This is a genomic window from Paenibacillus sp. FSL M8-0228 (assembly GCF_038007385.1).
Lineage (GTDB): Bacteria > Bacillota > Bacilli > Paenibacillales > Paenibacillaceae > Paenibacillus > Paenibacillus polymyxa_D.
In genome coordinates, this window is record NZ_JBBOXA010000001.1 from 4,759,416 (window position 1) to 4,785,583 (window position 26,168).

29 protein-coding genes are annotated in these 26,168 nt (G+C 45.5%); 7 read left to right on the top strand and 22 right to left on the bottom strand.

All coding sequences use genetic code 11. The annotated features are described in order from the left end of the window. Window positions 1–64: 64 nt before the first annotated feature. The 9 genes from MKY98_RS21610 to MKY98_RS21650 form a co-directional block, all read right to left on the bottom strand. The gene (locus MKY98_RS21610; RefSeq protein WP_029517189.1) at window positions 65–526 is read right to left on the bottom strand and encodes a GNAT family N-acetyltransferase; all 462 of its coding nucleotides are present in this window, start codon (window positions 524–526) and stop codon (window positions 65–67) included. Between the two features lie 129 nt (window positions 527–655). After that, on the bottom strand, window positions 656–2,101 hold the full coding sequence (gene gatB, locus MKY98_RS21615) for an Asp-tRNA(Asn)/Glu-tRNA(Gln) amidotransferase subunit GatB (protein ID WP_069012008.1): 1,446 nt from the start codon (window positions 2,099–2,101) through the stop codon (window positions 656–658). Between the two features lie 26 nt (window positions 2,102–2,127). Beyond that, the gene (gene gatA / locus MKY98_RS21620) at window positions 2,128–3,585 is read right to left on the bottom strand and encodes an Asp-tRNA(Asn)/Glu-tRNA(Gln) amidotransferase subunit GatA (protein WP_023990257.1); all 1,458 of its coding nucleotides are present in this window, start codon (window positions 3,583–3,585) and stop codon (window positions 2,128–2,130) included. A 27-nt stretch (window positions 3,586–3,612) separates the two neighbouring features. Further along, entirely contained in the window at window positions 3,613–3,900 is a 288-nt protein-coding gene (gene gatC / locus MKY98_RS21625) for an Asp-tRNA(Asn)/Glu-tRNA(Gln) amidotransferase subunit GatC (protein ID WP_013311910.1), read from the bottom strand. Between the two features lie 304 nt (window positions 3,901–4,204). Beyond that, window positions 4,205–4,591: a hypothetical protein gene (locus tag MKY98_RS21630; RefSeq protein ID WP_025675434.1), complete on the bottom strand. Its 387-nt coding sequence runs from the start codon at window positions 4,589–4,591 to the stop codon at window positions 4,205–4,207. A gap of 80 nt (window positions 4,592–4,671) precedes the next feature. Further along, window positions 4,672–4,881 carry a hypothetical protein gene (locus MKY98_RS21635; RefSeq protein WP_069012007.1) on the bottom strand — a complete coding sequence of 70 codons (210 nt, stop codon included), beginning with the start codon at window positions 4,879–4,881 and terminating at the stop codon, window positions 4,672–4,674. Window positions 4,882–5,122: 241 nt separating this feature from the next. Further along, window positions 5,123–5,752 carry an MBL fold metallo-hydrolase gene (locus MKY98_RS21640; RefSeq protein ID WP_069012005.1) on the bottom strand — a complete coding sequence of 210 codons (630 nt, stop codon included), beginning with the start codon at window positions 5,750–5,752 and terminating at the stop codon, window positions 5,123–5,125. A 3-nt stretch (window positions 5,753–5,755) separates the two neighbouring features. Further along, window positions 5,756–6,325 (bottom strand): thioredoxin family protein, encoded by a 570-nt coding sequence (locus tag MKY98_RS21645; protein ID WP_029517186.1) that lies wholly within the window; start codon window positions 6,323–6,325, stop codon window positions 5,756–5,758. Between the two features lies 1 nt (window position 6,326). Next, window positions 6,327–6,941 carry a DedA family protein gene (locus tag MKY98_RS21650; RefSeq protein ID WP_029517185.1) on the bottom strand — a complete coding sequence of 205 codons (615 nt, stop codon included), beginning with the start codon at window positions 6,939–6,941 and terminating at the stop codon, window positions 6,327–6,329. Between the two features lie 145 nt (window positions 6,942–7,086). On the opposite strand from MKY98_RS21650, the gene MKY98_RS21655 reads away from it, so the two are divergent. After that, window positions 7,087–7,410, top strand: a complete 324-nt coding sequence (locus tag MKY98_RS21655) for a hypothetical protein (RefSeq protein WP_029517184.1) — start codon at window positions 7,087–7,089, stop codon at window positions 7,408–7,410. Window positions 7,411–7,490: 80 nt separating this feature from the next. On the opposite strand, the gene MKY98_RS21660 is transcribed toward MKY98_RS21655, so the two are convergent. Together MKY98_RS21660 and MKY98_RS21665 are read right to left on the bottom strand one after the other, a co-directional pair. Then, complete coding sequence (locus MKY98_RS21660) at window positions 7,491–8,705, bottom strand: class I SAM-dependent methyltransferase (protein WP_069012003.1); 1,215 nt, start codon at window positions 8,703–8,705, stop codon at window positions 7,491–7,493. Continuing rightward, window positions 8,692–9,348 (bottom strand): DUF6483 family protein, encoded by a 657-nt coding sequence (locus MKY98_RS21665; protein WP_069012001.1) that lies wholly within the window; start codon window positions 9,346–9,348, stop codon window positions 8,692–8,694. The genes MKY98_RS21660 and MKY98_RS21665 overlap by 14 nt, the downstream gene beginning before the upstream one ends. Before the next feature lie 394 nt (window positions 9,349–9,742). On the opposite strand from MKY98_RS21665, the gene MKY98_RS21670 reads away from it, so the two are divergent. Further along, entirely contained in the window at window positions 9,743–10,309 is a 567-nt protein-coding gene (locus MKY98_RS21670) for a pyridoxamine 5'-phosphate oxidase family protein (RefSeq protein ID WP_069011999.1), read from the top strand. Window positions 10,310–10,463: 154 nt separating this feature from the next. Here MKY98_RS21670 and MKY98_RS21675 read toward each other — a convergent pair whose 3' ends face one another. Both MKY98_RS21675 and yyaC read right to left on the bottom strand, forming a co-directional pair. After that, window positions 10,464–11,258, bottom strand: coding sequence for an alpha/beta fold hydrolase (locus tag MKY98_RS21675; protein WP_029517180.1), 795 nt, complete (start codon window positions 11,256–11,258; stop codon window positions 10,464–10,466). Between the two features lie 88 nt (window positions 11,259–11,346). After that, window positions 11,347–11,937, bottom strand: a complete 591-nt coding sequence (gene yyaC, locus MKY98_RS21680; protein WP_039273804.1) for a spore protease YyaC — start codon at window positions 11,935–11,937, stop codon at window positions 11,347–11,349. A gap of 120 nt (window positions 11,938–12,057) precedes the next feature. Here yyaC and MKY98_RS21685 point away from each other — a divergent pair, with 120 nt between their 5' ends. Continuing rightward, window positions 12,058–12,285 (top strand): DUF1128 domain-containing protein, encoded by a 228-nt coding sequence (locus tag MKY98_RS21685; RefSeq protein WP_029517178.1) that lies wholly within the window; start codon window positions 12,058–12,060, stop codon window positions 12,283–12,285. 192 nt (window positions 12,286–12,477) lie between these two features. Here the strand turns inward: MKY98_RS21685 and MKY98_RS21690 are convergent, their stop codons facing one another. Continuing rightward, the gene (locus tag MKY98_RS21690; protein WP_069011995.1) at window positions 12,478–13,197 is read right to left on the bottom strand and encodes a pirin family protein; all 720 of its coding nucleotides are present in this window, start codon (window positions 13,195–13,197) and stop codon (window positions 12,478–12,480) included. Between the two features lie 231 nt (window positions 13,198–13,428). Here MKY98_RS21690 and MKY98_RS21695 point away from each other — a divergent pair, with 231 nt between their 5' ends. From MKY98_RS21695 to MKY98_RS21710, 4 genes are all read left to right on the top strand, one after another. Continuing rightward, a complete protein-coding gene (locus MKY98_RS21695; protein WP_069011993.1) occupies window positions 13,429–14,133 on the top strand; it encodes a phosphatase PAP2 family protein in 705 nt (234 codons plus the stop codon). A gap of 135 nt (window positions 14,134–14,268) precedes the next feature. Next, window positions 14,269–14,526, top strand: a complete 258-nt coding sequence (locus MKY98_RS21700) for a GlsB/YeaQ/YmgE family stress response membrane protein (RefSeq protein WP_069011991.1) — start codon at window positions 14,269–14,271, stop codon at window positions 14,524–14,526. A 41-nt stretch (window positions 14,527–14,567) separates the two neighbouring features. Then, the gene (locus MKY98_RS21705; protein WP_029517175.1) at window positions 14,568–14,969 is read left to right on the top strand and encodes a YtxH domain-containing protein; all 402 of its coding nucleotides are present in this window, start codon (window positions 14,568–14,570) and stop codon (window positions 14,967–14,969) included. Window positions 14,970–15,064: 95 nt separating this feature from the next. Continuing rightward, entirely contained in the window at window positions 15,065–15,541 is a 477-nt protein-coding gene (locus MKY98_RS21710; RefSeq protein WP_049816975.1) for a DUF5665 domain-containing protein, read from the top strand. A gap of 114 nt (window positions 15,542–15,655) precedes the next feature. Here MKY98_RS21710 and MKY98_RS21715 read toward each other — a convergent pair whose 3' ends face one another. The 8 genes from MKY98_RS21715 to MKY98_RS21750 form a co-directional block, all read right to left on the bottom strand. Then, complete coding sequence (locus MKY98_RS21715) at window positions 15,656–16,615, bottom strand: magnesium transporter CorA family protein (RefSeq protein WP_029517173.1); 960 nt, start codon at window positions 16,613–16,615, stop codon at window positions 15,656–15,658. A gap of 121 nt (window positions 16,616–16,736) precedes the next feature. Continuing rightward, window positions 16,737–17,510 (bottom strand): sigma-70 family RNA polymerase sigma factor, encoded by a 774-nt coding sequence (locus tag MKY98_RS21720; RefSeq protein ID WP_013311929.1) that lies wholly within the window; start codon window positions 17,508–17,510, stop codon window positions 16,737–16,739. Then, the gene (rsbW, locus tag MKY98_RS21725; RefSeq protein WP_013311930.1) at window positions 17,507–17,959 is read right to left on the bottom strand and encodes an anti-sigma B factor RsbW; all 453 of its coding nucleotides are present in this window, start codon (window positions 17,957–17,959) and stop codon (window positions 17,507–17,509) included. Before rsbW ends, MKY98_RS21720 begins: the two co-directional genes overlap by 4 nt. A gap of 18 nt (window positions 17,960–17,977) precedes the next feature. After that, window positions 17,978–18,316, bottom strand: a complete 339-nt coding sequence (locus MKY98_RS21730; RefSeq protein ID WP_023990272.1) for an STAS domain-containing protein — start codon at window positions 18,314–18,316, stop codon at window positions 17,978–17,980. Window positions 18,317–18,415: 99 nt separating this feature from the next. After that, a complete protein-coding gene (locus tag MKY98_RS21735; protein ID WP_069011989.1) occupies window positions 18,416–20,086 on the bottom strand; it encodes a response regulator in 1,671 nt (556 codons plus the stop codon). A gap of 19 nt (window positions 20,087–20,105) precedes the next feature. Further along, window positions 20,106–20,975, bottom strand: a complete 870-nt coding sequence (locus tag MKY98_RS21740; protein WP_029517171.1) for a CheR family methyltransferase — start codon at window positions 20,973–20,975, stop codon at window positions 20,106–20,108. A 79-nt stretch (window positions 20,976–21,054) separates the two neighbouring features. After that, the gene (locus MKY98_RS21745) at window positions 21,055–24,774 is read right to left on the bottom strand and encodes a response regulator (RefSeq protein WP_208332614.1); all 3,720 of its coding nucleotides are present in this window, start codon (window positions 24,772–24,774) and stop codon (window positions 21,055–21,057) included. Then, complete coding sequence (locus tag MKY98_RS21750) at window positions 24,758–25,939, bottom strand: PP2C family protein-serine/threonine phosphatase (RefSeq protein WP_029517169.1); 1,182 nt, start codon at window positions 25,937–25,939, stop codon at window positions 24,758–24,760. The genes MKY98_RS21745 and MKY98_RS21750 overlap by 17 nt, the downstream gene beginning before the upstream one ends. Window positions 25,940–26,168 lie beyond the last annotated feature (229 nt).

Genomic DNA, 26,168 nt, shown 5'->3' on the forward strand with positions numbered 1-26,168 from the left:
CCCACTCCGGGTGCGCGGTTTGTGGGCTTATGTGCATTTTTAATGTCAATTTGATACCTCAATGCTATTCCACCTTATGCAGATGGTAGGTAGTTAATTCCACGCCTGGAGCGACCTCAGCCGCAGATACGGGACGAAAGCCATGTTTTCGATATAACGCCACCGCAGGAGTATTTAGAGTTCCTGTAGAGACGATAAACAACGGGATATTTTGATATTCATTCAAAACATGCTTCATTAAAGAATCTGCAATGCCTTTACGAAAATGATCTGGGTGAACCATCATACGTGTAAGGGTAAGCGAATCGGGCGATTCGGACTGCACAGCCAGTGCTCCTAGCAATTCACCGTCCTCCAGCCACCCATAAAAAGACTCTCCACAGCTTCTCAGCGTATCCAATGTATCCATCAGTGGAGGAATTTCATCAAACCCAATCAGCTCAGCTTCCAGCCTATAGGCAACATGCTGTAGACGCCATATCTGACTGACGATATCATCATCTTCCAATGAACATAGGGTAACCATGCTGTTTTCCCTCCTAAGGAAACTCATAAAATGCCATCAGGTTCTAAAGCTTGTTCGCGCCAACCATTCTTAGCGGCTATGCAAAAGGGGCCTGTCCCTAAAAGACAAGCCCCTGTCAAATCTATGCCATTAGCGGTTCAGCACTTCCGTCAGCAACTTATTAGCAAGGCCAGGGTTTGCCTTCCCCTTGCTCTCCTTCATCACTTGACCGACTAGGAAGCCGATGGCCTTTTGCTTGCCAGCTTTGTAATCCTCGACCGATTGCGGGTTAGCTGCTACAACTTGTTCGACAATTGTAAGAATCGCACCCTCATCACTGATTTGTACAAGCCCTTTTTCTTCGACAATTTGCTGTGGCAGTTTATCACTTTCCAGCATTTCCTTGAAGACCGTTTTAGCGATTTTGCTATTGATCGTTCCCTTCTCCAGCAGTCCGATCATTTCACCCAAGCCCCGACCGGTCAATTTAACCTGCGACAGTTCAATACCGGCACTGTTCAAATAACCGAGTAGATCCCCCATAATCCAGTTGGATACTGCTTTGGCATCCTTGGTGAATTGAAGGCTATCCTCGAACAAATCGGCCAATGGCTTGGAGGACGTAATCACCTGGGCATCATACTCAGGTAATCCATATTCGGAAGTGTAGCGTGCTTTACGCTGGTCAGGCAATTCAGGAATCGAAGCACGGATGCGCTCTTTCCATTCCTCGTCTATATGAAGAGTAACGAGATCCGGGTCTGGGAAATAACGATAGTCATGGGCCTGTTCTTTACCACGCATGGATAAAGTTTTACCTTGTGCTTCATCCCAACGACGTGTCTCCTGTACAATTGTTCCGCCTTCGTCCAGCGTCTGCTCCTGCCTGAACTGCTCATATTCCAGTCCGCGCTGTACGCCACGGAAGGAGTTCATGTTTTTCAGTTCCGCTTTAGTTCCTAGCTCTTTTTGTCCATGCGGACGAAGACTGATATTCGCGTCGCAGCGAAGTGATCCTTCCTCCATCTTCACATCGGATACGTCACAATACTGCATAATGGCACGTATTTTTTCCAGATAGGCCTTGGCTTCTTCCGGCGAAGATATTTCCGGTTCCGAAACGATCTCGACCAATGGTGTGCCGACCCGATTAAAATCGACCAAAGATGCGTAGCCACCATCAACATGTGTTAATTTCCCTGCGTCCTCTTCCAGATGCAGTCGAGTAATACCGATACGCTTTGTCTCACCATTCACTTCAATATCAATCCAGCCATTTTCGCCAATGGGTTGATCGTATTGTGAGATTTGGTAGGCCTTAGGTGAATCGGGGTAAAAATAGTTCTTGCGGTCAAACTTGCTCACATCAGCAATGGTGCAATTCAGCGCCATTGCTGCTTTCATCGCATAATCAACGGCCTGACGGTTCAATACCGGCAATACCCCTGGATGACCGAGACAGACCGGACATGTATGAGAGTTGGGTGGTGCTCCGAAGGATGTCGAGCATCCACAGAATATTTTAGACTTCGTATGCAATTCCACGTGCACTTCAAGTCCGATGACCGTCTCATACTTGGATGTAGTTGTAGACATGAATAGGTTCCCTCCTTTTTGGCAAATTACAGCTGCGGACGCTGCTTGTGAAATTCGGTATTTTGTTCAAAAGCATGAGCTACGCGTAGCACGGAAGACTCGTCAAAGGCTTTTCCGATGATTTGTAGTCCGACTGGCATTCCATCCGCTAGACCACACGGAATGCTAATGGCTGGCACACCAGCCAAGCTCACCGGAATCGTCAAAATATCGTTCAAATACATTGTTAATGGATCGTCCACTTGCGAGCCGATTTTGAAAGCAGTTGTCGGTGCAGTAGGTCCGATAATCACATCATATTGTTCAAATACACGATCAAAATCCTGTTTAATCAGTGTGCGCACTTTTTGAGCTTTCAAATAATAAGCATCGTAGTACCCAGAGCTGAGCGCATAGGTACCTAGCATAATCCGACGCTTCACCTCAGGACCAAAACCCTGCGTACGGGACTGATGGTATAGATCAAGCAGGTTGTCTGGATTGTCAGAACGTACACCATAGCGCACGCCGTCAAAACGTGCCAGATTGGATGACGCTTCGGATGAAGCCAGCAGGTAGTATGTCGCAACCGCATATTCCGTGTGTGGAAGAGATACCTCTTCCCATACAGCGCCCAATCCTTCCAGCGTTTTCAGTGCATCCAGCACCTTCTCCTTGACCTGAGGATCGACGCCCTCACCAAGATACTCTTTAGGCACAGCGATACGTAGTCCTTTTACATCCCCGGTTAAAGCGTTCAAATAATCAGGAATGTCTACCTTTGCAGAAGTGGAGTCCTTCTGGTCATAACCTGCAATGGCTTGTAGGACATAGGCCGAATCCTGAACATTTTTAGTAATGGGTCCAATTTGGTCTAAAGAGGAGGCAAAAGCCACCAGTCCAAAGCGGGATACTAGACCATAGGTTGGTTTCAGGCCAACTACTCCGCAGTAAGAAGCGGGCTGGCGAATGGAACCCCCTGTATCCGAGCCGAGCGTGAAATAAGCCTCACCCGCTGCAACAGCCGCAGCCGAGCCGCCACTGGAACCACCGGGAACACGTTCTAAATCCCAAGGGTTACGTGCAGGGAAAAAGCTGGAGTTCTCGTTAGAGCCGCCCATGGCGAATTCGTCCATGTTCATTTTACCGAGTGTCACGGTTTGCGCTGCGCGTAACTTGCTAACAACTGTGGCATCGTAAACGGGATCAAAATTTTTCAAAAACTGACTGCCACATGTTGTACGCAGCCCTTCTGTCACAATATTATCCTTAATGCCAACTGGCAGGCCAAACAACAACCCTCTTTCCTCTCCGGAAATCAGTTGATCATCCAGCTGACGTGCGGATGCACGGGCCTGTTCCTCGTCAACGGTAATATAAGCTCTGATCTTGTCTTCCCGCGCACCAATTGTCTCCAGAGCGTGTCCTACCAGATCACTCACGGAAATTTCCTTTTGATGCAGCTTGTTATGTATCTCGGGCAATGTGTTATTGAACAAGCTCAATTTGCATCCTCCTTTCAAATATGAGATCTATTCCAGAACAGCAGGAACCTTAAACTGTCCGTCTTCTTCTTCAGGTGCATTGCGCATCACTTGCTCATGTGTCAAACTTTCGCGAACTTCGTCGTCTCGCATGACATTGCTGACGTGCAGCACATGAGTGGTCGGCTTTACCTGCTCCGTATCCAGCTCATTCAGCTTCTCCGCATAATGGAGAATGGCGTTTAATTGTCCTGTCATCGTTTCTTCCTCAGCCGCGGTCAGATTCAACCTGGACAGCTTGGCTACGTGACGGACATCTTCCGTGGAAATGTTCATACAAAACCCTCCTCATGTATATGAGGATTTTGCAAAAAATCCAATAAGCGACTGAAATCGAATTTTGCAAAATCCTGATATTAAAAAATGCTGCACCGAACTTTGAAATAACGTTTTTAATTATAGGATAGAACCCTTTACAATTCAATCTTTGACGCGGTACAGAAGCAAACTGCACTTCGATGAGGTAAATGTTGCTAAAAGAATATAAAAAAAGCACCTTTCGGTGCTCTTTCGTGAAAACTATAGGAGCTGAGATTGTGCCCTTTATATATTCTTAAAAAGAATCGACCGTAGCCGACTTCTATATCCAAGCACGCAAATTGACTTGTCTGATAAAATCAGCCTGTGACAACAACTCCGCCGCGGTTTCTTCTTCCTCAGTCTCTACCGAATCAATACCACCGTTCATCACATGCATGAACAGTTGCTCATTATGGGTAGCAAGGGCGTAATCTATCAGCGCTTCACGCTCAATCCGCTCGGCTTCCAGCTTGAGAATACTCTCTTCCAGCTCGATGTCTCCGGATGGTACAAAAAAATTGCGGTTCACCTTCGGTACGCGAATGACATAGTCAAAAGCATTGTCCGCATTACGGTCGTAAGCAATGATATAACCATGTTCGCCCACAGGAAGATTCTGCTCAAAAGCATCCGCGACGATCATAATTCTAGCTCCTAAATGATGCATCGTTAGCCCCCCCGTTTGTCTGAACTTATCTGCTAAGTCTACTAAAAAAAAAGTAGCTTGTCTATATGATCTATGTATCTTCATAATCGACCGTCTCCACGTCCCAACCTGTGTTCATTCAGCCTCACATGCCAGTTTTGTGTAGGGATTCCGCCCCGTCGTTTCACCTTTTTCCAAGTTATGATCTTCGGCTCGGAATCTGCCACAGAATCTTCAATATCTATTATATTGGGAACCCGGAAACTACCTCCAATCTCACGTTGTACCCCATATATATGTTTTCTTTTCATTCTTGCTCCCCCTTGTGATCTGACGGCCTCATGCCTCTTTATCCTCTTAATGGGCAAAAAAAAGAACGCAAACCGGGATTCATCCACAGCTTGCGTGCTTCGCGAGTTTAGTATGTAACTTCAATAAATTTATGTTAACAAAAATAAAAACCTTTGTCTATACATAATTTATAATTTGTTGTCGAAATGGGGCAAAACCTGTCACACCTTTGATTTTGCCCCTACTGAACATTCATCACATTTACCGGATATACGGATTGTTAGCTTTCTCATAACCGATGGACGTTTTGGGACCGTGACCGGAATAGACTGTAACGTCATCTCCGAGTGGAAACAATTTGTTCTGAATAGAATCGTATAGATCCCGTTCGCGGCCGCCCGCCAGATCCGTGCGTCCAACGCCCTGACGAAATAGCACATCCCCGGAAAAAAGATCTTTGCCGCATAAAAAGCTGACACTTCCGGGTGAATGGCCCGGTGTATGGAAAACCCGGAACGTGTGACCGATCAGGTTCAATTGTTGACCTTCTGCCAAGTCATATTCGGCTGGTTCCGTCGAGATCGGAGGGGATGCCTCTGGCCACATCAAGGAGCCATTCAGCTTAGGAGATGTAAGCCAGTCTTGCTCCAAGGCGTGCAGATAAACCGGGCAGTCTTTGGCATTGCGAATCTCCTCTACTCCTCCGATATGGTCAAAATGGGCATGCGTCAGCAGGATAGCTTCAATCGTCAGTGGCTCAATGGCTCTCAGCAAAGGACCCGGATTCATCCCTGGATCAATAATAACAGCGCGCTTCGGATCATCTCCTTGAAGCAAATAAGCATTCGTCTGGAGCGGGCCGAGATTAAAACTGCGAATAGATAATGTCATAAGTTAAAATCCCGAGATCAGCTCGCGTAATTCCTGAACAATTACAGGATGGACCTCGGTTCCCTCCCCATATTTTCCAGCCATTTCTTTACGAGCAACTGCGATTTTTTCTTGATAATCATCGGCTTCCCGATCTGGATTTTCACGTTTGAATGCGATCATAATTTGTTGAACATGTGCAGGGCGTGGTCCCCAGTGGCCAAGTACATGACCTCCCGTATCCGCAAAAATCACAATCGGCACAGCACGTCCGCCCATTGTCAGGAAGTCGTCCATCAGCGCCTGATGATTTTCCAGAATCAATACTTCGGTTGGAATCCCGCTATTCTCCAACGCGCGGAACACAACTGGCACATTGCGTACTACATCCCCACACCAGTCGGCAGCCAATATAAGCACACGCAGATCATCACGATGGTTCAGGCTTTCAAAAAACTCCCGATCCTCTTCGCTGCTCCACACAAACTGATCGTATCCAGAGCGGAAGGCTTCTTTGTTCTTTTCCATGCCCTCCATAAATTGTTCAGGACTCAAGCCCTTTCCGAAATATTGCGATACGTTAGTACGGCTCATGTTATACACTTCCTTTTTTGTTTTTGGCTACAATCCATTTGATAACAAAATAAATGATCAAGAGCGCAAGAGCAACCAGCAAAATCGGTTTGATGTAAGGTGCTGCCACTTCGTCAATTTGTTCCCACTTGTCTCCCAACAGCATACCTAAATATATAAACAAAACAGACCAAGGTATAATCGCCAGCGTTGTCAAAATAATAAAGCGCCATACGTTCATTCGAGCCAACCCGGCAGGGATTGAGATCGCGTGACGAACAACAGGGATAAAGCGAGCTGTAAAAATGACCCCTGTGCCATATTTATTGAACCAGGCTTCAGCGTGGTCAACATGACTTTTTTTGATGAGTATGTATTTCCCATACTTATCTAAAACGGGTCTGCCGCCATAGCGTCCAATCCAGTAAATGAACAACTGGGCCAGCACCCCGCCAATCGTTCCAAACACGACTGCGCCAAAAAAATTAATATGACCCGAGGACACTAAAAAACCGCCATAAGCGAGGACTATTTCACTTGGAATGACCTCCACCATCAAGCCTAGCATAATACCAAAATACCCAAGACTACGAATGATCTCAAACAAATAATTAATGATACTAGATATTTGGTCCATCTCTCTTCCCACTCCCTGCCTGTTTCTCTATTTTCATTTAGTGTATCACAGCGGCAGAACAAGTCGCCACTTCGTCCAAAAAGGGAAGTCAGTGACCCCGGATCCTCTGCCCGCATAAGTTGTGAGAGAGAGGAGGGGGTACAATATGCCTCCCGGCAAATTCCCCAAACATGACAATTCACAATCCCGATTACCCACGGCTCGTGGTATCCGCCGCGCATGTACCAAAGAGTTGTATCGAACCTGCAAACGTCTGCCTGTTCACATTGCTCCTGATCTGGTCAAGCAGGGCGAAGAACTATACTGCCGCAAGGTCGTCGGACACCTTATCTGGATTGCGGAAAACCATAGTAATCGCAAACTACTGTGCGACTGGTGGGATGAAGATGTCAGCGAGGAGCTCGCGGCATTGTGGAAGGTGGATCGCGATGTCTTGTGCACCGCTTTTAGAAATGCCTATGGCGGATAGATGTTTGTGTACTGCAATCATGAACTGTGAACTACAAAAAAGTGGAGCCACCCCGCAGTGGCTCCACTTTTACTATATTCCTAGCTATGTGTCTGCTTTTTCCCCGCTCCTTCGGGAAGCAAGTCCGCACAAGCGCGTTCCAAATAAGGATCAGCATGAATAAAATCCCGAAATGCTGTGTATTCACGCCACAGAACGGATTGTTCTCCCGCTTGCCCTTTGACGGCACGAATCAGAATATTTTTAGGTGTATGCTCCATGTCGATAAATTCCAATAGCTGTGTCCGATATCCCATCATATCCAGCAGTTTGGCCCGGATTCCATCCGTTGCCAGTGCAGAAAAACGCTCCTTTAAAATGCCGTGGGAAAGCAACGGCTCCAATACCGGATTTTCCAGTTGGTTAAACAGCTCATGCTGGCAACACGGAACCGACAAAATGACGGAAGCACCCCAGCGAACAGCCTTTTCCAGCGCCGCATCTGTTGCAGTATCACAAGCGTGCAAGGTAACAACCATATCCACCTGTTCCAGTTCGTTATAGTCTGCGATATCACCGACCAGAAACTCCAACTGTCGATATTGCAGCTTTTGAGCCAGAACATTACAGGCTTCAATGACATCTGCCTTCAAGTCCAAACCAACGATCTGCAATGGTCGCTTTTGCTGTACAGCCAAATAGTGATACAACGCAAAGGTCAAATACGATTTGCCACAGCCAAAATCCACAATCGTCAATGGGCGGCCTACCGGAAGGCTAGGTAATACATCCTGCACCATTTCGAGAAACCGGTTAATTTGACGAAACTTATCATACTTGCGGGCCAGTACCTTACCATCCTCATTCATAATCCCCAGCTCAATCAGGAAAGGAATTCGTTCCCCTTCTTCGAGCACATATTGCTTTTTGCGATTATGAGACAGGTCGGCTTTACTTTTGCTCGGTGACTTTGTCAGAATGGATACTTTATATTTTTTACTGATCAGCACTTGGTAGTCTGCATCCTTGGCGCATAAAAGTCCTTGGCGGAACGTGTCCTCAAACAAGGCAGTCATACGCTCGTTAGCTTCGTCAGGGATCAGATTTTCATGAATGACTTTGTTGCTGTAATGAAAAGCAAACTGGTAATGCAGTTTGTTTTTCAATTCTACAGGTTTAATTTGTACTTTAGTAAAAGAAGCATCCTCCCGTTTGCGAAGCTGACTCAGCGTCGCTGTTATGAGGGATCCTCCCGTGGTCAATTGGTATATAAGTTCGCGCAGTGAATCCAAAAGGTACATCTCACTTTCTTTCATGTAATTGGGTGATCTCGGTCAAACCCTCGGTGACTTCCTGGCGTGAAATTCCACCCAGCTCCAGCTCTGCATTGGTCTTATCCAGTAATTGACTATAAAACGTCTCCGCTTCCGCTAGCAGCTCTGGCTGCTCCCATGCCAATCCAAACCAGACATCGGCGGCTTCGTCCAACCTGTTTTCTCGCTCGTAATGAACAGCCAGCAGCTTGCTGGTTTCAGGGGGGAGCTCATATTCGCGCACCAGCTTCACGATACACGCTATTCGTTCAGGCAGGACCTGCAGATCACGAGTCGCGCCATTCGTATCGCTGTACAAATATAAATGAAGAGATTTCATCAAGATTCGTATACCTTCGTCTGTTCTGCTGGTTTCCAGGTAAATCGCGGCTTCTTCCTCCAAAATGCGAGCCACCTGCTGAAGCTTATCCGCTTCAATTCCAGGGCCCAATCGGAAAAGCTCAATAATTTGTTCCGGCGGCAATCGTCTGAGCAGATCTGAACGAAGACGAAACTGCTTGTTGAGCAGGTCATCTAGCTGTTTCAGCGCTTCGATGTGTTTATTTTCGCGCCTAAGACCGAGCACCGATGCTACTGCGGATGTCAATTCTTCCATCATACTGAGCAAATAGTCTTTTCTAAGCAAGCCGTTCCCTTCCTTTCATCCCGATGCCTAGACAACCAGAAACTTCTGTCTTCTGATTGTATGACATCCTTGTCTAAAAGCCAAATGCCACCGCCATGCCGCAATTTCATTTAACACAATTACAAATACTTTATAGCATCAAAGATTCGACACTCAGAAATCACGTATGGCACGTAACATTCCGTTAGTACAGTGTTTTGTAGCCGATCATGGACTAACGAAATAGAGTATTTGAAAATTTGATATTGATTCTCCGTTAGTCTCGTGTTATTTTTGTTTCATTCGAAACAAAAATAATCTTTATTATTTATTGATTCATATAATAAAATAAAATATTTATTTTCATTCGAAACAAAATTATGCATTGATATTTTACAGGGGAGGACGTTTAAGTATGGGAAAAAAATTCAGTGCGATACTACCGGAATATAAAGAGTTCATACAGCGACAGCATATTTTCTTTGTAGGATCAGCACCGATATCCGAGACGGGGCATGTGAATATTTCCCCCAAGGGATATGATTCCTTTCGTATTTTGTCAGATCAGGAGGTAGCCTATCTCGACTTGTCGGGAAGTGGCAACGAAACAAGTGCGCACATTATAGAGAACGGACGGGTAACCATCATGTTCTGTGCATTTGAAGGCGAGCCCAGTGTATTAAGACTCTATGGTACTGGCACAGTCGTGTTGCCCAATACAAAGCGTTGGAATGAGCTGTATCCTCTCTTTAATCCACTTCCTGGAGCAAGACAAATCATAGTAGTTGATGTTCATATGGTGCAGGATTCATGTGGTTTTGCAGTTCCCTTCATGACTTACACGAGCGAACGGGAAAAGCTGAAGGACGTGGCGATTCAGATGGGCGAAGAAGTACTTAAAAAGTATGCATACGAGAAAAGTTTAGAGAGTATTGATGGTTTGCCGACGGCGTTTGCCTTGAACAAAAATAATATGACTTAGGTATTCTGCACATTAACCGATATGATACAACAAGTCAGCAAAATTCAAATAAACTGAATGTATAGTGACCACATCTAAAAACAATTTGCATACAAGAAACCGGAACCTTCTGACGATCACATCAAAGGGTTCCGGTTTTTGGGCTTACCTTAGTCTACTTTTTCAAGTTTTGCTCCAAAAACGCCAAGATAGCATTAGCTAATAGCTCCGGTGCCTCAAACAGGCTCATGTGACCTGCTTCCGGCAGGGTAACCTGAGTTACTCCGGCCCGATCTGTTGTAAACGTCCGCGCTGGAGGAACCGCCTGATCCTGCTCCCCCGCTACTAAAAGAGCTGGCAAGGCAGAAGCCGACAACACATCCCGTCGGTCAGGACGCTCGCGCATAGCCAATGATGCTCCTACAGCTCCTTGCGGAGGTGTTTTGTAGCCAATTTCTTTGACTTTAAGTAATTGGCTGGACATCGACTCCACATGATCAGGAGCAAACAGTCCCGGTACGAGTCCATCTACAAAGTTGGTAATCCCCTCCGTTTGGATGGTAGATACAGCCTTGTTACGCTTTTCTTTACCTTCGTCCGTATCTGCATAAGCTGTGGAATGAATCAGTCCAAAGGCTGTAAGGCGCTCTGCATGTCTTTGCACTGCCGAAAGGGCTAAATAGCCTCCTAGGGAGTGACCAAACCAGGCAGCCTGAGGGATGTCCAATTGTTCTTGAAGTTTAAGCACATCATCTGCCATTTGATCAATCGTATAGGCTCCTAGTGGAGCATCGCTGCGTCCGTGTCCACGCAAGTCTGGAACAATACAACGATAGCTTGGGGACAGCAAGGGAACAACCTCATCCCAATAGGAGGAGCTTCCGCAAAATCCGTGCAATAGAATGATCGGATCTCCTTTTCCCTGTTCGGCATAGCAGATCGTCGTTCCTTCGCATAATACCTTTTCCATGTGGAACCCTTCCTTCTCTGTATATAATCTATTGGATCTGAATATATTAGTGAGTAGAACATGCTGATGTATATTATTAAGCAGACGATCAATATCTGAAACGGTAACCCTCTGGAAAATCTTGCGAAGCTGTTTTTAAGCCAAATTCACAAGCCGCCGCATTAGCAATATGCGCAGCCATTGTCATGACCAAGTGAAGCGAAGTCATTTGGAGTGTCCAATAGGGTTTGGGACTGCGCTCATTCACAATCGCTGCAACACTATAATGACCCACAGACGGCAGAGACAGCCCTACCGATCGCGCAGGAGTTAGCGGTTCACACGCAATAAGAAACATTCCCGTTGAGCCGTGCTGTCCAAGACAAGCATCTATGGCGATCACATGATGATCTTGGGGAATGCACTCCAAGTATGGAACCAGATGATCCGCATCACAGGGCTCCGACATTGTCCCAATCACGTGCGGAAAACCTTGCTCCTTGAGCATGGTGCCTACCAGTGGCCCCAGTGAATCACCCGACGAGCGATCTGTACCGATACAAACAAAAGTCAACTTATCTATAGCATGCTGATGATGAATTTCTCGGAAAAACGGCGCGAGTCCATCTCGATCTGTTTTCTTTACATTATGTTCTAAGGACGAGCGTCCGGGTGCGGAAGCTCGATTATACAAAGACAACTTTGCCCATCCTCCTTGATTCGGTTGTATATTGGTAATCTGGCTTTCAGTACATTCTACAACAAAAACATGATACAATACAGGCAACTTCCCCTGTTATGAAAGGATGGAAAATTAACGATGGATTTGTCTGTACCGTCTCATGCCAACATTGAGTATATGATTGAGGGCATTAAAACCAAGCTCCGTATGGCGAGTGGTGCTGCTATGCAAGCTTCCGCTTTCTCGCTGGAGCAATACGAGGACATCCATGATGTCTATGATATGGTGATAAACAAGCCTAACCTGAGCATTTCCGAGGTTGAAGCTATTGTTTCTGAACTGGGTAGATTGCGTAAGTCCTCCTGAATCAGCCTATAGGAATACAGCTTAGCTGTATTACAACCTATCATCATGAGCAACAGCCTTCATGCCAGTGGCCCTGTCACCGTAAATAAAGCTCGTACCTCCGCTCGCTTCAACAGACGCGCAACGGGGATACGAGCTTTATTTTTCGATTGCATATACGCATTTTCATACACTTCTTCACTCAAGGATGCTTCAAGGTAAATCTGCTAACACCAGTTCAGATATATCCTCATTACCTGTAGCTAGTATCTTTAATGCACAACTTTTTTGAATTCGTGCAGCATCACCAGGCCCTAACTGAAAATCTCCATCCTGGCACGTAACTTCCACATGACCGCTAACTACATAAATGTGGGTGCGGCGCTCCTCTTGCTGCGGATATTCAAGCTGCTGGCCTTTTTCCAATCTGCTCAGATACAGATTTATATCCTGCGCGATGGATAACGTTCCCTCCACTTCTGAACCAGACACAACAGGCTGAAGCCGATTTAGGCGTTCACTGTGCTTGAATCTTTGCACCTGATAAGAAGGCTGAATGCCAGGGCTCTCGGGTAAAAACCACATTTGCAAAAAGCGAACCGATCTTTCATCCCCAGTATTTCGCTCTTCATGTTCAATCCCGATGCCTGCACTCAGAACCTGAATCGAGCCGCTTTTTAAATCCTGCTCATGTCCCAAGCTGTCGCTATGATGCAATTGGCCTTCAATTACATAAGTGACGATTTCCAAATCGTGATGCGGATGTCTTTTGAAGCCTTGCTGCGGTTCAAGTTTGTTATCATTATGGGCTAGCATACAACCAAAATGGGCATTGCTCGGATCTTCATAATCGGCAAATGAAAAGCTAAACTCACTATGAATCCATCCTTTATTTGAGGTATGTCTTTCTGCCGATGTCACTATTTTAATCATCCTTAACACCTCCATGGATTACAGTTCCGTAAAGCAGCCTTGCTTCGTGATGATTATTCCACTTTCGGCCCTGGCATTACAAACACTGTGATACGATCCCTTTACCCCGGGCTTAAATGCCTCAATCAGCCTGTCGTCTCCGTCGAGTTTTGCTCTTAAGTTCATTATTAGTTAAGTTAATAGTACGAAAAATTAAATCTATTACAGCCATAAGGAGGAGATTTATTACATATGCTATCCCATAAACCCCAACCATCCCGGTTCCTACCAAGCTATTTGCGTCGTAGTCTGTATGCATCTATTATCATGATCGCTGTGATGCTTCTCATCGCCTACTCTGTGCAATGGATTGGCACGGCTCCTTTTCTATATTGGGATGAGCGTATACAGGATGCTATTTTTCCAGACACAGCAGCTACTCATGACCAATTGCTAACCATCGCTATATTCATTACGTCTTTCGGTTCATTCAGCATGTCGTTAATTATCGCCCTCGGTGCTGCTACCTTATGCTGGGTCTTTCTTCGTTCAAAAGCTTATTCCTTTGCGATCCTAAGCAGCTTTACGGCGATGTGGGTGCTGAATACGCTCATTAAAGAAATTCTGCAACGGGAACGCCCGTCACTTCAACATTTGGTTGAAGCCGGGGGCTACAGTTTTCCCAGCGGTCATGCGATGATTTCCATGGGATTTTACGGCATGATATTTGCCATCTGGGCTATAGAACGAAAGATTCGTGAGCGTTCGCTCTTCCTCCCGTGCGTTCTTGGTGCACTGCTCATTATATTGATTGGACTAAGCCGTATATATTTAGGAGTTCACTTTCCTACAGATATTGTGGGTGGTTATATTGCAGGCATCATTTGGCTGGCGTTTACCGTTCCTATGATCTATTGGCGAGCGAAAATGCAACTTTCTTCTCCCCCCCGCCCATAACGTCCGATTCGGCTTTTTGTTTCACTCCGGGTCATGACGTTTATATACGAAGTAAGCAAGGCACAGCAATATCGAAGCTCAGCATTTATCAAAAACGTTATCGTTTGTGAACTTAGGATAAGGGAGGCGATCCTTGTGTGGGGAATTGTACTAAGTATTGTAATGGCCATTATTATCGGATTGATTGGCGATGCACTAGCTGGACATGAAATGCCTGGCGGCATTGCAGGCTCTATGATTGCTGGATTTGTAGGAGCTTGGCTAGGTGTCATGCTGTTGGGAGACTGGGGCCCGGTCATCGGAGATTTTGCAGTCATTCCAGCCATACTTGGAACCGCATTGTTCGTATTCTTGCTCGGACTTGCGTCCAGGCTATTGAGAAGGGCTACCTAACATTTATATATATTTTTATTCTATAAAAGGAGTGATATATCATGAGTAACATTGACAATCAAAATATGGCAAGCACTTCAGGTTTTGCAAAGGGTTTATTCATTGGAGGTTTGATTGGTGCTGCGGCAGCCCTGCTGTTCGCTCCAAAGCCGGGTCGCGATTTACGTAGTGATCTGTCCGAAAAAATGACTGTTGTCTCCGATAAAACGAAGGATGTCGCATCTGTAGTTAGCAGCAAAGCGACAGATTTGGCCAAAACCGTTTCCACTAAAACAGCAGATGTAGCCAAAACGGTATCCGAGAGTAAAGACAACATCGTATCCAGCGTAACCAAAGCTTCTGCCGATGTCGCTAATGAAGCGGCCAAAGCGGATAAAGAAGTTATGGATGCAACCGCTCAAGCAGCCAAGGACACTCAAAAACAATTAAATGCAAATTCCTAATAGGAACACATTCCGATTACAACCAAAATAATATCCAAACACTGAACAGCCAGCATGCAAGAAGCTGGCTGTTTTTAAATGATAGAAAGGCTGGGATGACAATGAACAAACCAAACTCCTATGGAGATGATCTTGCTCGGAACAACAAGAGAACCTTTCACCCCCTCCAGGCTCAAGATCAGCCAGATGAGATTTCATCCAAGCAGACCTCTTCTACTCATCATCATGTTAAAACACATGATCCGGAGAGAGACTTTGATGTAAATGAGCATCCTTTTGAACTTCGCCATGAGGTCAAGCGGCTTAACAAACGCCTAGATCAAATCGCAGATACATTGGAAAAAGCAGAATTCAAAGATATTATAGAGAACTACTCCAGCACGAAAAGAAGAATTATGAGCAATCTGACTGCAGGGATTGCACGTGGTCTCGGCCTTACGCTGGGTACAGTGGTCATACTCGCCTTGCTCGCTTGGTTGCTCAGTTTCCTGGTACAGTTAAATCTTCCGGTCATCGGAGATTTCATCGCCGAATTATTAGGATATATCAAAATGAGCCAAGGTACTAAGTAATTGTCCCTATCTCAATTAAAAACGATCCATCGTAACCGATATAGACTCCCCAAAGAGCTTCCTGTTACGATGGATCGTTTTTTATTTGTAAATTATAACAGCTGTAAGCAGCCGCTACAATTTGTTGCGCTTGTTAGTTTTCAATAAGTCTCCTGTCCACCCCTTCATCATCAGCCAGCCGTACATTCCCGCCATACTTAGCAATGTGGCAATAATCACGGCGGTAAAACCCCAGCCTGTTTTAATCCAAGGCAGATTTTCAAAGTTCATGCCCCAAATGGCCCCCACTACAGTGGCAGGTGTAAAAACGGCGGTCACAATGGTGAGCGTCTTCGTAATCTCATTGCCCCTAAAAGCGGAAATGGCCTCGTCAATAGAGATCAGGGTGTCGATTTCCTTTTCATAATGCAGGAAAAGTCCTTCCATCCGAGTCACACGGTAAAGTAACTGCTTAAAAAAGCGATTCTCCTCCAGTTTATCCAAATATGCCTCCCGAGAAGCCGTTACCAGCTCTGAAAAAGGAATGAACATATTGCTCCAATACAACAGCTCGAAACGTGCATTCAATATAGAATCCATCAGTGTACGGGCATTTCTTTTCTCCATGTCCTCTTCCAGTCTTCTCAGGTTGATCTCGAACTTATCCATACCTGTATGAAAATAATGAAGCACGGCTCTCGCCAATACAAACATGCCGTCAGCTGCATCCTCACACTGTTCCAGCATTTTTTGGCGTTCCGCGGTGTGCATAATTTCACGGGTGTTTTGATCCAAATTTAACGTCACCAGCTTCTGGTTTAGAACCAGAAAATAAAACTTGTTGCAATTGCGTTGACTATCGATTTCCTCTTGAACGGAGTAGATCAGCGACCCGTACATTAAGGGCTGATTGCCATCTGGAAAGCGTACAGATATAAAGCTGGATGGAATGTCCTCTACCTTGTCCAGCCATTCTGCGGCTTCTGGAAGCTTCTCCTTCAAGTGCTGTATGACCGAATCTTGCCAATTCCCAGCACTGATGTCCCACCATTCCCATCCTCCACGAAAGGAAGAAATCTGTTCAAATGCTGTCATGGATTCCAACCTTCCTCCCAACCTTTTTCGCTTTATAAAAAGGACACGTTTCCCCAAATCGGAATAACGTGTCCTTACGATGTGACATCAAATATGTTAAACCAAGAATTCCGCGTTTTTCTCATGAAATAGAGGAATTAGACATAATCTGCTTCAGCTTTTCCGTAGCCCGCTTCTGAATACGGGAAACGCTCATCTGTGATACGCCCAACGTCTGGGCAATCGCACGTTGAGATTGACCGTCCTGAAATGCCAGAAGAAGCACCTTCTGTTCCTGCTCCTTCAGTTGGCTTAAAGCCTGCTGCAAATCCATTCGTTTTTCCACAGTGTCATAATCGTTAGCATCCGAGCTAATGAGCTCGCCTAACGTAGCTGCACTCTCTTCCTGGGATAAAGGCGAGTCCAGTGAAACATAGTGATAGCACTCACGACCAGCAAGCACCTCGATCGTTTCTTCCACGGTTAGATCCAAATAGGTCGCAATCTCGTCCACATTGGGTGAGCGTTCCAACTTAACGGTCAGTTCATCAATAGCATGTTGAACAAGCGCACCCTTTTCCTTAATGCGGCGAGGAACCTGGATGTACCAGGATTTGTCGCGCAAATAATTTTTCATATGTCCCAGCATACTTTTCATAGCGTACGGTTCAAATGGGATACCCAAGCTGATATCGTATTGCTGAAGCAGACGTATCAAAGCCATCTGACCGGTCTGATATAAATCCTCGTATAAGTCCGGACGGTTACGGGAGATTTTCCCGGCAGCCATCTTGACCATCGGCTCATACTTGCGGATCAGCACGGTAGCAATCTCGTTATCCTTGGTTTGCTGGTACTCCCAGATTAGACCAACGGCTTCATCCATCGACTCCGGGGGAGTTACCTTTTCATTCATACTCTTTCCTCACTTCTGGTCAAGCGCTTTACCAGCACCACTTCGGTGCCTTTTCCTGTCTCATTCAAGATATGGACATCGTCCATAAGCGCCTGCATGAGATAAAAGCCTAATCCGCCTATCTGTGCATCATTCAACTCCTTGTCATGCAAGGATGCGATACGGGACGGGTCCTCCACGCGTTCAAAGCTCTCCCCTTCATCTTTGACACGAATGGACAGCGAAACTTCATCAAATTCGAATGTCACTTCCACGACTCCCCCCTCATGACCATATGCATAAAGGACAGAGTTATTACAGGCTTCCGATACAGCCACTTTCATGTCTTCAATATCCTCATAAGAGAATCCCATTTTCGCGGCAATACCGTATAAATTTAATCTTACAATATCAACAAAGTCAGCAGTTGCCGGCAAATTAAGAACTACTTTTTGAATTTGAGCGTTCATTTCTTTTTCTTTCCTTTCCTATTGGGAATTCTCCTGGGGGACAAAGAATTTGGCAATACCAGTCATATCAAATAGCTTTTGAATTTGAGGCGGTACCTCTTGAACAGCAAAGCGAGACTCCATCCCATGCCTTGCTTTTAAAATGGATAACAAGATTCCAATACCTGTGCTGTCAATGTATTTAAGGTCTCTCAAGTTAATAATCAAATCTTGGCTGGATTCCCCCACCAAAGGCTCCATCACCAGACGAAAATCAGGTGCTACCGAAAGATCCAACTCTCCACTCAGATAAACGGTATTTACGCCATCGGTTGTTTCTGTAATTGCATTAAACTTCTCATTTTTATTTGTATTCATAGGCCTACTCTCCCAAAAAAAGATTTCCCTACATACTAACCCATTATAAGAGCGTTTGAATCACGGTATAACTTTTTAAACACTACCAAATGCCACCATCTAAGCTTCATTGATTTGATCTTTACCCGGCTGCATTGGAAAATGGTCCGGAGAATGCCGTAGCAACGCCTGTTTTACACTGCTGATTTTAACGGGCTTACTAATATAATCGTTCATCCCCGCTTCTATACATCGAGGCTGAATACCCTCCATCACATTAGCCGTCATGGCGATAATGGCAGGTTGGGATCTTCCCACCAATTGTTTACGCATTCTCCCCGTACACTCCAGACCGTCCATCACAGGCATCTGCAAGTCCATAAAGATATAGTCATAGTCCTGATTAGCCGTGACCATATCAAGCGCCTGCTGTCCATCTGCTGCCACATCTGAAGCCAGACCGAGCTTATCCAGTATATTAACCATCAGCTTCTGGTTAATCGGATGATCATCAACGACCAGTACAGGTCTACGACTTGGAGATTCCTGATGTGGAATTTCCCAATCGTGGCTGGACTCCCCCTCCAGTTCATTTTCCTGAGCAAAGCCAAGCTTCATTGTGAAATGAAACGTCACGCCCTGTTCTCCGCTCGTATCTACGCGGATATCTCCGCCCATCATATTCACTAAGGTTTTACAAATGGCGAGTCCTAACCCGGTTCCACCATATTTACGTGTCATTGAAGAATCCAGTTGGGAAAAGGGCTGAAACAACCTTTCAACCTTAGCCGGATCAATACCAATGCCCGTATCCTTCACAGAAAACTCAACGGTAAGTCCATTATCGCTTTGCTCTTTGACAGATGCGAAGACATACACCCCGCCCCGGTCTGTAAATTTGACAGCATTGGATATCAGGTTAATCAGCACTTGACGCAATCTTCCCATATCTCCATATAACACAGGAGGCATCTGTTCATCGAGAAAATAAACCAGTTCCAAGTTCTTTCGGTTCACTTCTACCGTAAATAGGCTGAAAACTTCCTTGATACAGGAAACCAGATCAAAAGGATATTCCTCTACCTCCATTTTGCCTGACTCCAGCTTAGTGAAGTCCAGAATATCATTAATGACTGCTACCAGCGCGTCTGCACTACGACGGATGATATCGGCATATTCCTGTTGGTCGCTTTGCAGCTCCGTCTCCATCAGCAAATCAATCATTCCAATGACGCCGTTCATAGGTGTGCGGATCTCATGGCTCATCATCGCCAGAAATTCCGTTTTGGCATTGGCAGCAATCTCCGCTGCCTCCTTGGCGGCAATCAGTTCGCTGTTCATCTTCTCCAGCTGCTGGGTCTTCTGATGAAGCAGATGGGACTGTGTCTTCAAACGCTTATTTGTCAGATACATTTGCACGAAACCTTCAATTTTGGACTTGAGAATTTGAGGGATGAACGGCTTAACCATATAATCAATACCGCCTGCTGAATATCCCGCAAATAAATGCTCCGCTTCCTTGCTGTTAGCTGAAATGAAGATAATCGGAATATCCTTCGTTTTCTCTCTGGCCTTGATTAGCTTTGCGGTCTCAATACCATCCATACCCGGCATCTGCACATCCAGGACTACGAGTGCAAATTCATCTTTTAATAGACATCGCAGCGCTTCTTCCCCGGATGTGGCCTTTACCAGATTATATTGTTCACTCTCCAGCACCGCCTCAAGAGCGAGCAGGTTCTCAGGTCTGTCATCTACCAGCAATATATGAATCGGTTCATGAAGCCCCATGGAATCCTCCTAAGCATCTCTATTTAATCTTCCGGTATATTTTTTCTATCCGGTCCAGCGGCTCGTAGGAATCACTATAATCGGTAAAATGTATGGATTCCTTGGCCCCAAGCACCAACACGCCAAAATGACTCAAGCTATCATAAAACAACCCATGTACATGGTTGCGAAGTTCGTCGTTAAAATAGATCATGACATTCCGGCAAAAAATAACATTGAACTCGTTAAAGGACCGGTCTGTCGCTAAGTTGTGCTCCGCAAAAATAATATTTTTCCGTAAAAAAGGATGAAACATCACTGAATCATACTTGGCTGTATAATATTCAGAGAACGATTGTGTGCCCCCGGACTCCAAATAATTTTTGGTATACAGCTTCATTCGGTCGATCCCATATACGCCTTCCTTCGCCTGCTGTAAAGACAGGTTATTCATATCCGTCGCATAAATGCGGGCCTTATCATATAAGCCTTCCTCATGCAGCAAGATCGCCATAGAATATACTTCCTCACCCGTGGAGCAACCTGCATGCCAGATTCGAATGTACGGATACGTTCGCAAAATAGGAATGATTTTCTGTCTAAAATTCAGAAACAGCTCCGGGTCACGGAACATCTCGGTCACCGGAATGGAAAGGCTCTGTACCAGCCTATCGAAGGCGCTGCGATCATGCAGCACCTTCTCCTGAAGTCCTGATATCGTGCTTACATTCTCGGACTGCGCATGATAATAAACACGCCGCTTAATCGAAGGCAGAGCGTAGTTACGAAAATCGTAGCCGTACAGCCGATGTATACCTTCCAGCAACAGCTCAATCTCAATCAATTCCCGCTCAGCATCATTCGATTTCACTTCATTAGCAGCATTATCCGCCATATCCTTAGATGTCATAATCTCTCTCCAATTCCTAAATAGGTTTTGCCTGTGCCGCTCCCATCATGTGTCGATTTATATTACCCATTTTTTTGGGTTACGAATACAACCACACCCGCATTAATGATAAAAGTTGTTCGGTTTGAATCGGTTTTTTCACATAATCGGAAGCGCCTGCCTCAATACACTTGGAACGATCATCCTTCATGGCCTTGGCTGTCAGGGCAATAATAGGCATCTTCTCGAATTGTGGCATTAGCCGGATACGTCGCATCGCTTCATATCCATCCATTTCCGGCATCATCATATCCATCAGCACCAGATCAAAATCAGGTGTCTGTTCCAGTAGTTCCAGTGCTTCTCTTCCATTTTCCGCAAAGGTAACATCCATACGATAGCTTTCCAGCACACTGGACAGAGCAAATACATTGCGAATATCATCGTCTACCAACAATATTTTTTTACCTTCAAACAGCTCTTCCTTGTTGTATAGCTTTTGCAAAATTTTGCGTTTGTCGTCAGGAAGATTCGCCTCTACACGATGCAAGAACAGCGTTGTTTCGTCCAAAAGCCGTTCCGGCGATTTAACATCTTTAATAATAATAGACTCTGCATATTTGCGAAGTTGCGTTTCTTCTTTGTTATCCAAATCTTTGCCTGTATAAATAATGATCGGCAGATCAGCTAGCTGCTCGTTCTCTCGAATACGATCCAGCAGCTCAAAACCAGTCATGTCGCTCAGCATCAGATCCAGTACCATGCAGTCATACCGCTGAGTGGCCAGCTCATTCAGTGCTTCCTGACCTGTCGATACCGCCGTAATGGCAACATCATCATGATCGATCAGCTCAATAATGGATTTACGCTGATTATCGTCATCTTCAACCACAAGAAGACGTTTGACCATTTGGTCTGTATACGATTTTATATGTGAAAATGCTTTATCCAGACTTTCCTTCGAGGAAGGCTTTTTGAGATAGGCAATCGCGCCCATCATTAGGCCCTGCTTCACATCATCTATGACTGAAATAACATGCACTGGAATATGACGTGTCGATGAATTTCCTTTTAGCTCGCCTAAAATGGACCAGCCATCCATCACAGGTAATTGAATATCTAATATAATAGCGTCCGGCAAATAAGACTGAGCCATGTTGAGCCCATCGTCTCCTTGGAGAGCGATCAGTGCCTTAAAGCCCCGGCTACGGGCCATATCGTACAAAATATTAGCAAAATTAATATCATCCTCAACAATCAGCAACACTTTATCCTGCGAGGTAATCTCGTTTCGGTCGTCCCCTGGATGTATAATGTCCTCCGCTTTGTTTTTCGAAGGCATCTGATATAATGGCAACTGTTTAGCAGGCATAATCATGGGAAGGTCCGTTTCTGCCGAGGCTGCAACATTCTCAAAATCCGAATTCACATCCGTGCCATTAAATTCCTCTCTCGAATGAGAATCCATATCCTCAGCCGTTGGCGTTTGTTCCGGCAAATACAGTGTGAAGCAACTGCCCTGTCCCTGCTCGGATTCCACCGTAATCACACCGCCCAACAATCTGGAAAGCTCGCGGCTGATTGACAGACCTAGTCCTGTCCCCCCATATTTCCGGCTGGTTGTACCGTCTACCTGCTGGAAGGCTTCGAAGATCAGATCCGTTTTATCGGAAGCAATCCCAATGCCCGTATCATGCACAGATAGAGCCAGATAGGATCTTCGTGGATTTAGCAGACCCGGAAGCTGTTCTCCATTTGCCCGAGATACACTGAAACGAATAGATCCTTCCGTGGTGAACTTGAATGCATTGGACAACAAATTACGTAAAATTTGTTTGAGACGATAACCGTCACTGATAATGGCATCTGGCAAGTTCTCTTCGATCTCGGTATGCAGTTGAAGCCCACGTTGGGCTGCGACCGGAGCAAAATTCTGCTCCACAAACAGTTCCAGTTCCTTCAAGTGGACCGCTTCATGGTTAATATCCATTTTTCCAGCGTCCACTTTGGATAAATCCAGAATTTCATCAATCATTTTCAGCAAATCCGCGCCTGACATATAAATGGTTTGTGCATATTCCACCTGCTTCGGCTTGAGATTGCCCTCCTTGTTCTCAGACAAGAGCTGAGAAAGAATGAGCAAGCTATTTAGCGGAGTACGCAGCTCATGAGACATATTGGCCAAAAACTCGGATTTGTATTTGCTTGTGATTCCTAGCTGCATGGCCTGTTGTTCCAACTGAGCTCGTGCATGTTCAATCTCGTCGTTCTTTTCTTCCACTTCTCGTACCTGTTCTTCTAGCGCTCTGGTTTTGGCAATCAGTTCAGTATTAAAATGCTCCAATTCTTCTTGTTGACGCTGTAACAATTCCTCTGAACGCTTGAGTTCCTCTGTTTGCTCCTCCAAATTTTCGTTGGAGCGCTTGAGTTCCTCTTGCTGAGTTTGTAGCTCCTCGGACTGACATTGCAATTCCTCAGTAAGTGCCTGGGACTCGCGCAGCAATTGCTCTACACGCATCCGTCCCTTGATATTGTTCAGAATGATCCCCATGCTCTCTACTAATTGAGCAAACAGCTTCGTTTCCAGATCACTGAAGCGATCCAGTGACGCTATTTCTATAGCACCGATGCACTCATCTTCGAACAAAATAGGGAAAATCATAATTCCCACTGGCTTACTTTCTCCTAAGGCAGAGCCTATGGACAAATATCCGTCAGGAGCCTCTGTAATCAAGATCGGCTTACGATCCAAAACACATTGTCCGAGCAACCCTTCGCCTACCTGGATAACGTCTCTAATCGAATTTTCGCCAGTCACCTTTGCATAGGAGCCGTATAACTTAAATCGGTTGTCTTCTACATCTTTTCCTTGCAAATAGATGGCTCCATAACTGCCTCCCAAGATGGGCGTAAACTCACTAATGAACATCTGAGCAACCTGCTCCAGTGAATTTACGCCACGGAACAACTCAGTCACTCGAGCAGTATTGGCATTAAGCCAAGTTTGGTCCTTCTGCGTTTGAAGGACGGAATGTTCAAATTTCCGCTTTTCTTCCAAGTCTCCGGCCATTTGTTGAAATACACGAGCGACCTCACCGATTTCATCTTTGGAGGCAACACTCATTCGGCTGATGGCCCTGTACTTTCCCTTGCCAAAACCATTAATCATGAGATTCACGACATTTAGACCTTTGGCAATACTTGGGAGCACCCACAAAATAACCAGTAAGCCCATGATCAGGCCGGCGGCCATCAGAATTGTGGTAATCTGCACAGATTCTTCATACGCCAAATTGGCTTGCTTCATGTCGCTATCAATTTCCCGATCCTGAAAAACGGCAAGGGCATTAATACTATCCATCGCCTCCTCTTGGGCAGGCAAACCAGTACTATTGCGGAAAGCGTTAGCCTCATCAATACGATCTTGCCCCAACAAAGAGACCAGTCTTTGTTCGTAACTTAAAAATTCATTCCACGCGACGGCTACCCGATCAACCTGCTGTTGCTCTTCACTGGTGCCGGAATTCGTTTGCAGACTAGCCAGCACTTTCGTTCCAGTAGCCGAAATATCGTCCAGCTCGCGTTTGGCCTCACTAACGGAGGAACCTGGATTCAAGATCAGATTGGCCATCACTTTGGCCATATCGTTCACCTGCCCGCGAATAGCTGTTGTTTTCCGGACTTTCATATATCGATCCTGATAAACCTGATTCAACTGCTCATTCAGGCTCCCCATCCGGTCATAGCTGATTAGTGTCAGCACAAGGAGGATCGCCATAAGCGATCCAAAGCCAATCAGCAGTTTATTTCTGATTTTCATGCAAGCTCTCTCCCTCTTTCAACGAAATCCAGATCAGGCATTTATCATCATCACGATCTTGTGGCGCCTCTTTACGAAAAAAAGCATCCAGCATCGCTTCTTCATTCCATTGCTCATATTTACGCAGACACTCAGTCAGATACTCCAACTGCTCCTCATATTCACCTTCCACCGCCTCCAGCAAGCCATCCGTATACAAAGCGATATGCCCTGTTCCTTCATAATGAATCGTGTGCATTTCTGCATCAATCTTATCAAATAAACCAACCGGGCTGCATGCACGGTCAAATTTGGTAATGCTACCATCCTGGTTGAACAGCAAACCGGGAGGATGTCCCGCATTTACATAGTCAATTCGCCGTGCACGGGTATCAATCACCATATAAATCGCCGTAAAATAATACTGTACCAGCTGTTTGCCCAGATCCAGTTGATTAAAACGACGATTCAGCTCTTGTATGACCTTCTCAGGCTCCACATACGTGGTCACCGTGTCCTTAAGTACAGATGCAATGAACATGCAGAACAGCGAAGAAGAAATGCCATGTCCCATCATATCCAGCAAAATGATGGCATATCGCCCCTCCCCTAACGGATACCAAGAATATAAATCCCCTGCCAGTTCAAAGGAAGGCTGATAGAGCGCATTTACTTGCAGCACCGGGTCCTGAATGGCAGGACTAAGTACCGCTTGCTGCACCATCGCGGCCAGCTTCAACTCATCCTGAATTCGCTGATCCCGATCCTTATGCCAGTCCTTCTCCAATTTGAGACGCAAGGCAGATCGGATTCGCGCCATTAGCTCTACCTTGTTGATCGGCTTCGTGACGTAATCGACGGCTCCCACATCCAGAGCTTCAGCCAATTTTTTAGAATCACCTACAGCCGTTACCATAATAATCGGGATATCTTTTAAATGCTCATATTCCTGCACAATACTGCAAGCTTCAATGCCGTCCATTTCAGGCATCATCATATCCAGCAGCACCAGATCAATATCTGAAGGACGGGGCCTGAGACTAATGGTACGATCGCCTATTCCCAGATGCTCTAACATTTCTGCGGCCGAGTTAGCAGAGATCACATCCCGATAATTTTCTTTTTTTAGTATCTCACGAATAATAATGATATTCGTCGGGTTATCGTCAACAATTAGAATTCTCATTGGCTTCTCCTTATCTGTAACTCATGTATTATACTATACCTACTTAAACGGCAACACCCTTGTTGATTAGTAGTAGTGTTTCCGTAAGAAGGCATTCCAAAAACATAGATAAGGAATGAGGCTGAACCCCATTCCTTATCTATGTTTTTGGAGGACCCGCGAAACACTTGTGCTGCGGTCAACTTCCTCTTTTTCGAATCTAATGTCACGCTACTCTTATAGTGAACAG

Coding starts and splice junctions, on each gene's coding strand:
- MKY98_RS21610 (WP_029517189.1), bottom strand. CDS start 526: ATGGTTACCCTATGTTCATTGGAAGATGATGATATCGTCAGTCAGATA.
- gatB (WP_069012008.1), bottom strand. CDS start 2,101: ATGTCTACAACTACATCCAAGTATGAGACGGTCATCGGACTTGAAGTG.
- gatC (WP_013311910.1), bottom strand. CDS start 3,900: ATGAACATTTCCACGGAAGATGTCCGTCACGTAGCCAAGCTGTCCAGG.
- MKY98_RS21630 (WP_025675434.1), bottom strand. CDS start 4,591: ATGCATCATTTAGGAGCTAGAATTATGATCGTCGCGGATGCTTTTGAG.
- MKY98_RS21635 (WP_069012007.1), bottom strand. CDS start 4,881: ATGAAAAGAAAACATATATATGGGGTACAACGTGAGATTGGAGGTAGT.
- MKY98_RS21640 (WP_069012005.1), bottom strand. CDS start 5,752: ATGACATTATCTATTCGCAGTTTTAATCTCGGCCCGCTCCAGACGAAT.
- MKY98_RS21645 (WP_029517186.1), bottom strand. CDS start 6,325: ATGAGCCGTACTAACGTATCGCAATATTTCGGAAAGGGCTTGAGTCCT.
- MKY98_RS21650 (WP_029517185.1), bottom strand. CDS start 6,941: ATGGACCAAATATCTAGTATCATTAATTATTTGTTTGAGATCATTCGT.
- MKY98_RS21655 (WP_029517184.1), top strand. CDS start 7,087: ATGCCTCCCGGCAAATTCCCCAAACATGACAATTCACAATCCCGATTA.
- MKY98_RS21660 (WP_069012003.1), bottom strand. CDS start 8,705: ATGAAAGAAAGTGAGATGTACCTTTTGGATTCACTGCGCGAACTTATA.
- MKY98_RS21670 (WP_069011999.1), top strand. CDS start 9,743: ATGGGAAAAAAATTCAGTGCGATACTACCGGAATATAAAGAGTTCATA.
- MKY98_RS21675 (WP_029517180.1), bottom strand. CDS start 11,258: ATGGAAAAGGTATTATGCGAAGGAACGACGATCTGCTATGCCGAACAG.
- MKY98_RS21685 (WP_029517178.1), top strand. CDS start 12,058: ATGGATTTGTCTGTACCGTCTCATGCCAACATTGAGTATATGATTGAG.
- MKY98_RS21690 (WP_069011995.1), bottom strand. CDS start 13,197: ATGATTAAAATAGTGACATCGGCAGAAAGACATACCTCAAATAAAGGA.
- MKY98_RS21695 (WP_069011993.1), top strand. CDS start 13,429: ATGCTATCCCATAAACCCCAACCATCCCGGTTCCTACCAAGCTATTTG.
- MKY98_RS21705 (WP_029517175.1), top strand. CDS start 14,568: ATGAGTAACATTGACAATCAAAATATGGCAAGCACTTCAGGTTTTGCA.
- MKY98_RS21710 (WP_049816975.1), top strand. CDS start 15,065: ATGACAATGAACAAACCAAACTCCTATGGAGATGATCTTGCTCGGAAC.
- MKY98_RS21715 (WP_029517173.1), bottom strand. CDS start 16,615: ATGACAGCATTTGAACAGATTTCTTCCTTTCGTGGAGGATGGGAATGG.
- MKY98_RS21720 (WP_013311929.1), bottom strand. CDS start 17,510: ATGAATGAAAAGGTAACTCCCCCGGAGTCGATGGATGAAGCCGTTGGT.
- rsbW (WP_013311930.1), bottom strand. CDS start 17,959: ATGAACGCTCAAATTCAAAAAGTAGTTCTTAATTTGCCGGCAACTGCT.
- MKY98_RS21730 (WP_023990272.1), bottom strand. CDS start 18,316: ATGAATACAAATAAAAATGAGAAGTTTAATGCAATTACAGAAACAACC.
- MKY98_RS21735 (WP_069011989.1), bottom strand. CDS start 20,086: ATGGGGCTTCATGAACCGATTCATATATTGCTGGTAGATGACAGACCT.
- MKY98_RS21740 (WP_029517171.1), bottom strand. CDS start 20,975: ATGACATCTAAGGATATGGCGGATAATGCTGCTAATGAAGTGAAATCG.
- MKY98_RS21745 (WP_208332614.1), bottom strand. CDS start 24,774: ATGAAAATCAGAAATAAACTGCTGATTGGCTTTGGATCGCTTATGGCG.
- MKY98_RS21750 (WP_029517169.1), bottom strand. CDS start 25,939: ATGAGAATTCTAATTGTTGACGATAACCCGACGAATATCATTATTATT.